Origin of the sequence: Paenibacillus sp. OV219 (assembly GCF_900110075.1) — a bacterium.
Taxonomy (GTDB): Bacteria; Bacillota; Bacilli; order Paenibacillales; family Paenibacillaceae; genus Paenibacillus_Z.
Genome location: NZ_FOCJ01000001.1, coordinates 555,263 through 567,290, shown reverse-complemented (window position 1 = coordinate 567,290; position 12,028 = coordinate 555,263). Strand labels below are relative to the sequence as shown.

Sequence of the window (12,028 nt, the reverse complement as noted above, 5' to 3'; positions counted from 1 at the left end):
TCGTTCAATACAATCAACGTTGCTCATCCGTTTTCCCCTATCGATCCACACGCCGGATTTATCTTTTGGAACGAGAAACCGGGCCTCCGCGTGTTTTAAACAAATCAATATTGTCAAGTGCGCGGCCAGTGCCGATTGCAACGCAGTCGAGCGGATTCTCTGCTACGATAACGGGCATACCCGTTTCACGCGACAACAGCCTGTCCAGATTCTTCAGCAGCGCACCGCCGCCTGTAAGAACGATACCGCGGTCCATAATGTCCGCTGACAGTTCTGGTGGACATTTCTCAAGTGTAACCTTCACTGCTTCGACAATTGCATTCACTGTATCCGACAGCGCATCGCAAATTTCTTCCGACGAAACCGGCAGCGTCTTCGGCAAGCCTGTTACGAGATCACGACCGCGAATTTCGATCGTTTCCGCCCGATCTCCTATCAGCGCAGAGCCGATCTCCATCTTCAACTGCTCCGCAGTCCGCTCGCCAATCATGAGATTGTACATCCGTTTGATGTATTGCATAATCGCTTCGTCCATTTCATCTCCGGCAATGCGGATCGAACGGCTCGTTACGATACCGCCGAGCGAAATAACGGCCACTTCTGTCGTACCGCCGCCGATGTCAACAACCATGCTGCCTGTCGGCTCCCATACTGGCAAGTCCGCACCGATTGCCGCCGCGAACGGCTCTTCGATCGTGAACGCTTCGCGAGCGCCTGCTTGTTCCGTCGCGTCCTTCACGGCGCGCTGCTCAACAGCAGTAATGCCTGACGGCACACACACCATCACATTCGGATGGCGCGGGAACAATCCACGCTGCTTTTGCGCCTGGCGGATAAAGTATTTGATCATTGTCGACGTTGTCTCGAAATCCGCGATAACGCCGTCCTTCATCGGACGAATCGCACGAATGTTGCCAGGTGTACGACCAATCATCTTCTTTGCTTGCTCGCCGACGGCCTCAATCGTTTTTGTATCTGTACGCAGAGCTACCACGGACGGTTCTCTTACGACAATGCCTTTACCTTTTACATAGACGAGTGTGTTAGCTGTGCCAAGGTCAATTCCTAGATCTTTCGTTCCAAACATGTTTGTATACTTCCTTTCTGCTTTCAGACAATCCCTCTTATTATATTACATGTGACCTCGCTCCTTCAAACTGATAAAGCGATTGTCACCTATTACCAAGTGATCGAGAACATCAATACCTACAAGCTCACCTGCATCGATCAGGCGTCTCGTAAGCGCTATATCGTCAGGACTCGGCGTTGGATCGCCGCTTGGATGGTTATGTACGCAAATCAACGAAGCGCTGCTGCATTTAATAGCTGCCCGAAATACTTCGCGAGGATGCACTAAGGTCGCATTGAGGGTGCCGACGGATAATGTTTCTTTTAAAATAACCTGATTCTTCGTATTTAAAAACAAGCAGACAAAATGCTCTTGTTTCAAGTAGCGAAGTTCCTCCATTAACAAGTTCGCAGCATCGGCTGGTTTTCGTATGGTAGGAAGCTCGCCTTGCTCACTTCTAGCAAGCCGGCGTCCGAGCTCAATGCCTGCTCGAAGTTGGACCGCCTTCGCCGTCCCAATGCCGCGGATCTTCGTCATCTCCGTTATGCTCATATCCACTAAACCCCGCAAATCGCCGCATTGATTCAAGATACGCGAAGCGAGCAGAACTGCGGATTCCCGCTTCGTTCCGGTTCGCAATAAGATCGCTAGCAGCTCAGCATGACTTAACGCCTCAGCCCCCGCCGACATCATTCGTTCCCGAGGTCTTTCGCTGTGCGGTATATCCTTCAAAACAAATGACTTTGCTTCCATAGACATCCCTGCCTTTATGCGAGATTCGTCTCTGTGCTGTTAAATCACGTTGATGCCGAATTCATCTAGCATGTCCGACAGTAGCGATAACGGAAGACCGACTACGTTAAAATAACAGCCGTCGATCCGCTCCACCATTGTTGCGCCAAGTCCCTGAATGCCGTAGCTGCCCGCCTTATCGAGCGGTTCCCCGGAATCGACGTAGCGCCGAATCCGTTCTTCGCCAAGCTGCTTCATAGTCACGCGAGTCATCCGGTGATAGACAAGCTCGCAGCTAGTAGCAGGTTCAATGAGGGCAACGCCGGTATAGACCTCGTGCTGCCGACCTTCGAGTGCTGTCAACATCCGAATAGCGTCGTTCTTGTCCGATGGCTTGCCGAGCACTTTGCCGTCTAACACGACAATCGTGTCTGCGCCGATGATAAGAGAACTCTTATTAGCTTCACTGCTTAGCAGTTCGGCGCTGGCTCTGGCCTTGCGCAGACCTAGCTGCTCCACGATCATTGCCGGAGACCAGTTCTGTGGCGTACTTTCATCAGCATCGCTGGACAAAATGAGAACCGGCAAGGAAAGGCCGAGTGACGCGACCAATTCCTGCCGGCGGGGAGAAGATGAAGCCAGCACGAGCTGGCGTATAGTTGAAGAAGAATTCGAAGAAGATCTCACGTTCATGGTGACGCTCCTTACGCATACATAGATACCCCGTTATAGCTTCCGGTAAACCCAAATCGCTGCAATTAGTCCAGCGATGCTTAGTAGGCTGATCTCAATTCGAAGTGAGAAATTGTAGCTGAGCACGAGCAAATCCGCTGCCGGCGCCCACTTAATCGTCGTTGTTTTCGTGAGGAACGAAAGTCCTGGTACTTCCGACAGCCACCTAGAAAGAAGTGCGCCTGTCAATAATCCAATGAGCAGAAATAATAAAAATACCCAGAAATTTTTCTTCATGTTGTTACGTCCCTCGTCATAATTTGACACGTACACTTTATTATACGCGGGGAAGTAACGCATTACAATGCATCCATAGATGCAAACCAACCTTTCTGGGTGAATACGGCTTCCATCAATGCCTTCTGCATGGACCACAAGTAGGCTTCCGACGGTTTCTTCACATATGCGTCAGCAGCCAGCGCCGCCGTATTCATAGATTGGACAAGCTTAAGCAGTGCGTTCTTATTCACTTTGTCCGTCATGCCTGCTTCCATGAGCGCAGCGGAGTGTGTCCAGGTCTCATGCAGCCCCTTCCAATCTCCTGCTGCCAAACCTCCTGTGCTGCTGCCGCTTAATTGCTCCAAAGTTAACGAATCCAGCTTCGTTAGCAGGTCGGTCGTTTGCGAGAAGAACGATTCGACGACGGAGCTGTCCCCTTTAAAAGGAATCGAGGAAACAGCAGGCAGTTCGAGCTGCTTCACATAAACGTCCATGCCCGTCAGAAGCTGGCCGAGCAGCTGCGCATTGTCTTTGTCCGTCGACATGCCCACGTAGACACGGTAATCCTCGCTAGACGTTAAGGAAGCCGCTGCAAGCCCCTTCTCATTCAGCTCGCTCACTGCTGCATCAAGGCCCTCCTTGTTACTGAATACGCCGTACTGAAGCATATAATACGTGGAGGCAGGCACTTTTACTTGTACCAGTGCAGCTTGCGAACTAGCTTGGTTGCTATTGTTTACAGCGCCAGAAGCGTCAGGCGTTGTATTCGAATTGTTGTTTGTATTCTTGTCTGTACCTCCTGCAGCTGAATCAGTGCTCGCCTCGGAAGACGGCTTGCTTGTTACCGTCGCTGCTTCATTGCCAGACGTACCACCGCCGCCAGTAAAAAGTGTAAGTACAAAATAACCAAATAGCGCGCCAGTTGCGATCGCCCCGGTGACCGAAGCAAATACTTTATACCATGACGGCCCTCTACTCGGGCGTTGTGATGATCCCGTTAAATAAGAACCAAAGGAAGCTCTAGCATTGCGTTCATCGCTGCTTGCGCGGCGATACCGTTCTTCCTCCTCCACATCTATGATCGGGTACATATCAATAACCTGAGGAGGCTTCGCTGGTCGTTTGATTGGCGTTTCTTCGTATTCATCACCTAGCAGAATCGGTTCGAGCACATCTGTCTCTGGGTATGGCTGAATCTCAGTATGGTACCGCTGCCGATCAGAGATGGGTTGTATGGGCTGCTGATCTTGTTCAACTGATTCTCGGGCCTGCTCTGCACGCCGCGGCTTCTGCTTAGGAATTTGGCCGTCTGCCTCACGAATAAGCTGCTCCAGCGCTTGGGCATCATTTTGGAAGGAGCTGTTCCATGGACCTATATCGGATGTGAATTTAAGTTCCTCTTGAAAAAAAGGTACGACATTCGCGGAGTTCTCGCGCCGCTTCTCTTCCTGCTTCGGCTCCATCCGTGCTCCGCTCCGCTGATCGAAACGATAGGTAATGCGTCCTTTATTATTCATCGCACTCTCTCCTTGTCCACATACTCTAGTACGAGTCTATGAAAAAGTTGAGAGAAGTATGACTCCGCCAATACACATTCCTTGACAGGAATATTCCTTATGAGGTATATTCAAAACATGAATTCGACTATGAGCGCTCTTGCTGAGCCTAACCGATTACGAATTGTCGAGCTTCTGCGAGACGGCCCTCTCACAGTGGGTGAAATCGCCGAACGGCTTGAACTGAATCAGCCGCAAGTATCCAAACATCTGCGCGTGCTTCTTGAGGTAGGACTTGTCGAGGTGCATCCAGTTGCCAATCGGCGAATTTACAAGCTGGGAACTGCGCCACTCAAGGAGCTCGATGACTGGGTCAGTTCTTTCCGCCGCTTCTGGGAGGGAAAGTTCGATGATTTGGAGATTTATTTGCGCAAGCTGCAGGCGAAGGACCCGAATCAAGAAGAGTAGGAGGACCTCTTGGCACATTCGTAAGCTCGTAAGATAATAAACAATCTCGTACAAAATGATAACTTTGGAGGAATCAACATGGCAGATCATCAAACAACTACTGGCGAGAACATAAATGAATTGCTCATTACACGCGTACTAGACGCTCCTCGTGAGCTTGTATTTAAGGTATTCACACAAGCCGAGCACTTGAAGCACTGGTGGGGTCCAGCAGGACTTGAAATGGGCGAGTGCAAAGTTGACCTTGAACAAGGCGGCCTCTTCCATTACAGCATGAAGACGCCGGACGGCCAGGAAATGTGGGGCAAATTCGAGTATCGTGAAATCGACGAGCCGAATCGTCTCGTTTATATCACTTCTTTCTCGGATAAAGAGGGTAACAGCCACCGCCATCCGATGGCGCCAACTTGGCCGATTGAAGTGTGGAACGAGCTTGTATTCGAAGAGCAAGAAGGCGGCAAAACGCTGCTAATTATGCGTGGCAAGCCATTCAACGCTTCCGACGATGAGATCAAAACTTTCAACGAATCGCATCACCTTGTTCAAGGCGGCTTCGCAGGCACATTGGCACAGCTCGATGCGTACCTCGCAGCGCTCGTTTAGAGAAAGTAGAAAAGAAGCTGAGAACCGTATGGTCGGTTCTCAGCTTCTTTGTGTTTGGGCCAGTTTTCTGCCAATGTAGATACCTAGAGTATGGAAGGAATTTCCTTAATACTTGTAGAATGAACATAACTGAAGACAGTTAGGGGGAATTTCTATGAATAAATTGGAGCTGAAGCAAAATCTTGAGATCAATTATCCCCATACGGAAGCCCGATTAAAGCGAATTGAATGTATTTACATTCCAGTGACAAACGCAGAACTAGCAAAACATTTCTTTATGAAATATGGTCTTATCACTTTATCGACTCAAGGCAATGTTAAGCTTGCCTCCGGACAGGGGATATTCTTCCTAGAGACAACCGTGAAACAAACGGCTAATTTTGTAACCCATGACTGGGATGATCAAGACGAGCACTATGTGATGGAAGCTGCATGTTTCGAAGTGACGCAAATTAATGAGCTCTATCAACTCATGAAAGAAGATGGTGCGAAAGTATCAGAGCTAAAGGATAATAGCGGCTGTGGATGGTCGTTTCATTTCTTTGATCCAGACGGCAATAAATTCGCAGCCTGGCAAGACGTCAACTAGTTAATCCATAAACAAACCAAAAAAAGCTGAGCAGTCGACCAACCGACTCTCAGCTTTTTCATGTTTCACGTAATCTCCATCTCCACAGTAACTCTATACGGCCTCTGTCATTCAAACGTTAGACCATTCAGGTGTCCAGAGGGACCATTCCCTTTGGGGTCCCTCCTCTGGAGGGATTTAGGGAGGTGGAAGTTGATTTCAGGTGTAGCATTTGAACTTTAATTATTAAAGGGTATCGCTGTAGGGAACTCTCCCTCAAGCCTTCCCGCGGAGCGTCTTCGCAAGTGCATCCGCAACCTTCCAAATATCACCGGCGCCCATCGTAATAATGAGATCACCCGGCTTCACTTGGTCTGTCAACACCGCCAACACTTCCTCTTTGGTCGGATAGTATGACGTATTTGCGTTGCTGTTCTTGATGATCATCTCCACAAGCTTCTTGGAGTGAACGCCTTCGATCTGCTGCTCCCCTGCGGGTGAATAAATATCCGTGATGAGCACTTCATCCGCTTCCGAGAAGGCACGACTGAACTGCTCGAGCAAGAAGAACGTGCGCGTATACCGCTGCGGCTGGAACACCGCAACGATCCGCTTGCCCGTCGACTTGGCAGCGCTGATCGTCGCCTGAATCTCTGTCGGATGATGCGCATAATCATCAATAACGAGAATATCATTCACTTCGCCGAGCACCTGGAATCTGCGTTTCGCGCCGCGGAAATCAACGATGGCTTCCGCAATCGCTTCGAACGATACGCCCGCTTCCAGGCATGTAATGACCGTTGCCATTGCATTATACACATTGTGGCGGCCTGGAACAGACAGCACAATACGGCCAAGCAGCTGGCCGTGACGCGTCATATCGAACGATGCTTTACGATCGCCGAGTGTAATATTCGTCGCACGGTAAATCGCCTCATGGTCAATGCCGTACGTAAGTACGCCTTCACGACCAAGAGGACCTGCGGTAAGCTCAGGAAGCATCTCTTGCATATTATCATCGTCCGCACAGACGATCGCTTTGCCGCTATCCCTCACTTGACTTAGAAACTGCACGTAAGCTGCTTTTAATTTATTGAAATCACCGTCGTAGTTTTCGAGATGATCGGGTTCGATATTCGTCACGATGGCAATTGTAGGATGGTACTGCAGGAACGAGCCGTCGCTCTCATCCGCTTCCGCCACGACATAATCGCCTTTGCCGGCTTTAGCATTCGTACCGACATTGACGATTTCACCGCCAATGATATAAGTCGGATCGAGCAGGCAAGTTTCCATCACCAGTGCGATCATCGAGGATGTCGTTGTTTTGCCGTGCGCGCCGGCGACAGCGACACCTTTGCCGTTATTCATCAATTTCGCAAGCATTTGAGCGCGGTGAAGAATCGGAATGTTCAGCTCCTCCGCCGCTTTGCGCTCAACGTTATCACGAGATAACGCCGTCGAGTATACGACCAAGTCCGCCCCTTTGACATGCTCCGGCTCATGACCGATGTAAATACGCGCTCCTTTGGCTGCAAGCTTCTCCGTAAGCTCTTGCCCGGCAACGTCTGAGCCTGTCACTTTATAGCCCATCTCCAGCATGACGCGCGCGATGGCGCTCATGCCGTAACCGCCAATACCGATGAAATGAACGTGCTCTGCTGTGTTCAAAGACGGTTCACCAACCTTTTTCAGAATCCTTATTGTTGAGCAATTGGGAGCGGACGTCTGCAATTAAGTAGAGCGTTCCGGTAACGACCGCCAAATCCGCTTCATTCGCCAAACCTTGCAGTCTCTTAAGAGCCTGCTTCCAATCGGGTTCAACGATGAGCTCAATAGGACGGTCAATTGAATCACGAATCTCGCTGACGAGCTCAGCCAGTTCCGCAGCAGGCATTGCCTTGCGGAAATTCGGCTCACTCACGATAAGCGTATCCACTAGAGGTAGTATATGCTTGAGCGTGTCACGATGATTCTTATTCGAGAGCATCCCCATCATGAGATGCAGACGCTTGTACGAATACGTATCACGAAGTGCCGCTGCCAAGGTCTGAGCGCCCTCCGGATTATGCGCACCGTCGATGAGCAGCCTAGGTGACTGCTGAATCATCTCAAGGCGCCCCGGCCACGCTGCAATGCGAAGCCCTTCCCGAAGGTCTTCATCCTCAATGATAGCCGCATAATACTGCCGCAGCACTTCAAGCGTCATGACTGCTACAGCTGCATTCGTCCGTTGATGTGCACCATTTAGCGTAATCGTTAACGGTTCAATCGTGCGGAACAAGCCGTCAAAACGGAACGTTTGCTCATTCTCCGCCACCTGAAGCGCTGATTCATGAAACTTTTCACCCAATAGATAGAGCGAGCTGCTTTTCTTCTTAGCTGTCGAAGTAACAACGGCTACAACCTCCGGCTGTGTCACTGCACTGACGACGGGAACACCTGCCTTAATGATGCCAGCCTTCTCCGTCGCGACTGCCTCAATCGTATCACCGAGAATATCCATATGATCATGTCCAACATTCGTAATTACCGATACAATCGGTGTCACGATATTCGTCACATCCATACGTCCTCCAAGCCCTGTTTCCCACACGACAAAATCAGGGTATGCCACAGTGCCGTAATACAAAATCGCCAGTGCCGTCGATACTTCAAACATCGTAGGCGAGCCAAGCTCGGTCTGCGCAATCGCTTCGACATGAGGCTTCAGCTTGTTCCCGAGCATTAGCAGCGTTGCATCGGGAATGTCCGCATCATTATACTTGAAACGATTCGTAAACTTCGTTATGTAAGGGGACGTAAACGTCCCTACATCATAGCCGCATCGCAGCAGTACACTGGTCAAATAAGCGCAAACGGAGCCTTTGCCGTTCGTGCCCGCCACATGAATAAATTTGAGCCGGCGCTCCGGGTGGCCCAACAGCTCCATCAGCTTCTCGATCCGCTCCATGCCGGGGCGAATGCCGAATGGGACGAGCCCTACAATCCAATCTCTTGCTTCTTCATAGCTAGCAAGCGGTGACGATAACTGTTGTTCAGTCATTATGATTTCCTTCTTCCTTCTGCAGCGAAATGCTGCGAATTGAAAAGCTCTGAAGGGCTGTTCTAGCCCTTCAGCTCCTCAATACGCGCAAGCACTTTCTCGCGTTTCTCCGCATAGTCAGCCATTTTCGCGCGTTCTTCCTCAATAACTTTCGCAGGCGCTTTCGCAACGAAGCCCTCATTACCAAGCTTCTTCTCCACACGCTCAACTTCGCTTGTCAGATTCGCAACCTCTTTGTTCAGACGAGCAATCTCTTGCTCGATATCAATGAGGCCAGCAAGCGGCAAGTACATTTGAGCACCTGTTACGATTGAAGTCATTGCCTTATCCGGAGCAACGAGCGCTTCGCTGATCTCAAGCTTCGACGTGCCGCAGAAGCGGACAATGAACTCTTCGTTACGCGTCAGAATGGCAGCAGTGCTATCGCTCGACGGTTTTACTAGCAGCTCAACTTTTTTGCTCATCGGTACATTAACCTCAGCACGGATGTTTCGAACCGCACGGATCATATCCATGAGCAGCTCCATCTCGGCAACTGCTTCAGGCGCTTCAAGCGCTGGATCATAAACCGGCCACGGAGCGAGCGTAATCGTCTCGCCTTCATGCGGCAAGTGTTGCCATATTTCCTCACTGATAAACGGCATGAACGGATGAATAAGACGCTGTGTGCGATCCAGTACGTATGCGAGTACGGACTGCGTCGCGCGCTTCGCTTCCGCATCCTGACCGTTCAGGTTCAGCTTCGCGAATTCGATATACCAGTCACACAGGTCATCCCAGATAAAGTTGTACAACACACGGCCGGTTTCGCCAAAATCATAGCTGTCAATTAGACGCGTCACGTCAGCAACCGCAGCATTCAGACGGTGAAGAATCCAGCGATCTGCCGTTCCAAGCTTCACATTGATGTCAATGTCAGCTGCCGTTACGCCTTCAAGGTTCATGAGAGCGAACCGCGAAGCGTTCCAGATCTTATTCGCGAAGTTACGCGCTTGTTCAACGCGTTCCCAGCGGAAGCGCAGATCCTGACCCGGCGTGCTGCTTGTCGAAATCATGAAACGCATCGCATCAGCGCCGTAGTTCTCGATCACTTCAAGCGGATCGACGCCGTTGCCAAGCGATTTGGACATCTTCTTACCGTTCTCGTCACGAACGAGACCGTGCATGAGAACGTCCTTGAACGGCTTCTCTTCTGTAAACTCAAGCGCCGTGAAGATCATCCGGGCAACCCAGAAGTAAATAATATCATAACCTGTTACTAGAACATTCGTCGGATAGAACCGTTTTAAGTCTTCAGACTGCTCCGGCCAGCCGAGTGTTGAGAACGGCCACAGCGCAGAACTGAACCAAGTGTCGAGTACGTCTTCGTCTTGACGAAGAGATTCGCTGCCACAGGTGCAGGATGTTGGTGCTTCGTGCGCAACATGCATTTCGCCGCAAGCATCGCAATACCAAGCCGGGATGCGGTGTCCCCACCACAATTGGCGGGAAATACACCAGTCGCGGACATTCTCGATCCATTGCAAATAGATTTTCTCAAAGCGATCTGGAACGAAATTAACACCCTTACCCGTATTCTGCGCTTCGATCGCAGCTGCAGCAAGCGGCTTCATCTCAACGAACCATTGTGTCGACAAGTACGGCTCAACAACTGCGCCGCTGCGCTCACTGTGGCCAACTTGGTGTACATGATCTTCAATCTTGATACAAACGCCAAGCTCTTGCAGATCTGCAACGATACGCTTGCGGCAGTCTGCACGGTCGATGCCGTTATACGGACCAGCTTCTGCATTCATCGTACCGCTCTCATCCATCACAACGATTTGCGGCAGGTTATGGCGAAGGCCAACCTCGAAGTCGTTCGGGTCGTGCGCCGGCGTGATTTTCACCGCACCAGAACCGAATTCTTTCTCCACATACTCGTCAGCAATGATCGGAATCTCTCTGCCGATGATAGGAAGAATGATCAGTTCGCCGATCAGGTGCATGTAGCGCTCATCTTCCGGATGTACCGCAACCGCCGTATCGCCGAGCATCGTCTCTGGGCGAGTAGTCGCAACGGTAATAAAGCCCGAGCCGTTCTTCAGTGGATATTGAAGGTGATACAGATGTCCGTTCACTTCTTTATGCTCAACCTCGATATCGGACAACGCGGTGCGCGCAGCCGGATCCCAGTTAATGATTTTTTTGCCGCGGTAGATTAGGCCTTTCTCATAGAGGCGAACGAAAACTTCGCGAACCGCTGCGGACAGCCCTTCATCCAGTGTAAAACGTTCACGCGAGTAGTCGAGCGAGAAGCCCATTTTCGCCCATTGCTCACGTATCGTCTCATTGTACAGATCTTTCCATTCCCACACTTTTTCCAGGAATTTCTCACGTCCCAGGTCATAGCGGGATACGCCTTCCTCGCGTAACTTCTGCTCAACCTTTGTTTGCGTCGCAATACCTGCGTGGTCACTCCCCGGCAGCCACAGCGCATCATAGCCTTGCATCCGTTTCGTACGGATCAGAATATCCTGCAGTGTAAAATCGAGTGCATGCCCGATGTGCAGCATACCCGTTACGTTCGGAGGAGGAATTACAATCGTATAGGCTTCCGCATCTGGACGCTTGCCTGCTTCAAAAAACTTGCCCTCCATCCAATATGGATACCATTTGGACTCGGCTGCCTTCGGATCGTACGTCGTCGGCATCTCTGTCATTGCTTGTTTCTGTGACATCACTATTCCTCGCTTCCAATGTATTTCAATATCGTAATAAACTGGATAAACGCAAAAAAAACCTCACGCCCTTAATAGCAAAGGACGAAAGGTTCTAGCTTCCGCGGTACCACCTTTGTTCCGAATAAACCGCATGAAACGGCTTCATTCGACAACTTTATAACAGATAACGGCTGCAGCCGGCTTGAACTAACGATTAGTACCGTTTCATTCCAGCAACTCCGGGGCGACCTGTCGCAGTTCATTACCTGCAGAACCTCTCAGCGCATTGGTTCCGCTCTCTGAAGGTATTCCTGCTACTCTTCCCCATCAACGTCATTATAATAAGAGTATAACCCTATTTTTTCTATCATACACGTTCTTAATTGTCCACGT

At 50.4% G+C, this 12,028-nt stretch carries 11 protein-coding genes and 1 other annotated feature; of the genes, 3 read left to right on the top strand and 8 right to left on the bottom strand.

What is annotated here, in order from left to right:
* Nucleotides 1-58: 58 nt before the first annotated feature.
* The 5 genes from BMY11_RS02370 to BMY11_RS02350 all read right to left on the bottom strand — a co-directional run bounded on the left by BMY11_RS02370 (nt 59) and on the right by BMY11_RS02350 (nt 4,269).
* Nucleotides 59-1,087 (bottom strand): rod shape-determining protein, encoded by a 1,029-nt coding sequence (locus BMY11_RS02370; RefSeq protein WP_090572860.1) that lies wholly within the window; start codon nt 1,085-1,087, stop codon nt 59-61.
* A 45-nt stretch (nt 1,088-1,132) separates the two neighbouring features.
* The gene (gene radC / locus BMY11_RS02365) at nt 1,133-1,822 is read right to left on the bottom strand and encodes a RadC family protein (RefSeq protein ID WP_090572859.1); all 690 of its coding nucleotides are present in this window, start codon (nt 1,820-1,822) and stop codon (nt 1,133-1,135) included.
* 39 nt (nt 1,823-1,861) lie between these two features.
* Nucleotides 1,862-2,494 (bottom strand): Maf family protein, encoded by a 633-nt coding sequence (locus BMY11_RS02360; protein WP_090572858.1) that lies wholly within the window; start codon nt 2,492-2,494, stop codon nt 1,862-1,864.
* A gap of 33 nt (nt 2,495-2,527) precedes the next feature.
* Nucleotides 2,528-2,770 carry a DUF4321 domain-containing protein gene (locus BMY11_RS02355; RefSeq protein ID WP_090573494.1) on the bottom strand — a complete coding sequence of 81 codons (243 nt, stop codon included), beginning with the start codon at nt 2,768-2,770 and terminating at the stop codon, nt 2,528-2,530.
* A gap of 62 nt (nt 2,771-2,832) precedes the next feature.
* Nucleotides 2,833-4,269: an SPOR domain-containing protein gene (locus BMY11_RS02350; RefSeq protein WP_090572857.1), complete on the bottom strand. Its 1,437-nt coding sequence runs from the start codon at nt 4,267-4,269 to the stop codon at nt 2,833-2,835.
* A 117-nt stretch (nt 4,270-4,386) separates the two neighbouring features.
* On the opposite strand from BMY11_RS02350, the gene BMY11_RS02345 reads away from it, so the two are divergent.
* The 3 genes from BMY11_RS02345 to BMY11_RS02335 all read left to right on the top strand — a co-directional run bounded on the left by BMY11_RS02345 (nt 4,387) and on the right by BMY11_RS02335 (nt 5,908).
* The gene (locus tag BMY11_RS02345; RefSeq protein WP_090572856.1) at nt 4,387-4,716 is read left to right on the top strand and encodes an ArsR/SmtB family transcription factor; all 330 of its coding nucleotides are present in this window, start codon (nt 4,387-4,389) and stop codon (nt 4,714-4,716) included.
* Between the two features lie 78 nt (nt 4,717-4,794).
* Nucleotides 4,795-5,319, top strand: a complete 525-nt coding sequence (locus BMY11_RS02340) for an SRPBCC family protein (RefSeq protein ID WP_090572855.1) — start codon at nt 4,795-4,797, stop codon at nt 5,317-5,319.
* A gap of 154 nt (nt 5,320-5,473) precedes the next feature.
* Nucleotides 5,474-5,908: a VOC family protein gene (locus BMY11_RS02335; RefSeq protein WP_090572854.1), complete on the top strand. Its 435-nt coding sequence runs from the start codon at nt 5,474-5,476 to the stop codon at nt 5,906-5,908.
* Between the two features lie 255 nt (nt 5,909-6,163).
* Here the strand turns inward: BMY11_RS02335 and murC are convergent, their stop codons facing one another.
* The 3 genes from murC to BMY11_RS02320 all read right to left on the bottom strand — a co-directional run bounded on the left by murC (nt 6,164) and on the right by BMY11_RS02320 (nt 11,653).
* Nucleotides 6,164-7,558: a UDP-N-acetylmuramate--L-alanine ligase gene (gene murC / locus BMY11_RS02330; RefSeq protein WP_090572853.1), complete on the bottom strand. Its 1,395-nt coding sequence runs from the start codon at nt 7,556-7,558 to the stop codon at nt 6,164-6,166.
* 7 nt (nt 7,559-7,565) lie between these two features.
* Entirely contained in the window at nt 7,566-8,933 is a 1,368-nt protein-coding gene (locus tag BMY11_RS02325; RefSeq protein WP_090572852.1) for a bifunctional folylpolyglutamate synthase/dihydrofolate synthase, read from the bottom strand.
* Nucleotides 8,934-8,995: 62 nt separating this feature from the next.
* Nucleotides 8,996-11,653, bottom strand: a complete 2,658-nt coding sequence (locus BMY11_RS02320) for a valine--tRNA ligase (protein ID WP_090572851.1) — start codon at nt 11,651-11,653, stop codon at nt 8,996-8,998.
* A 77-nt stretch (nt 11,654-11,730) separates the two neighbouring features.
* Nucleotides 11,731-11,975 (bottom strand) — a binding site (T-box leader).
* Nucleotides 11,976-12,028 lie beyond the last annotated feature (53 nt).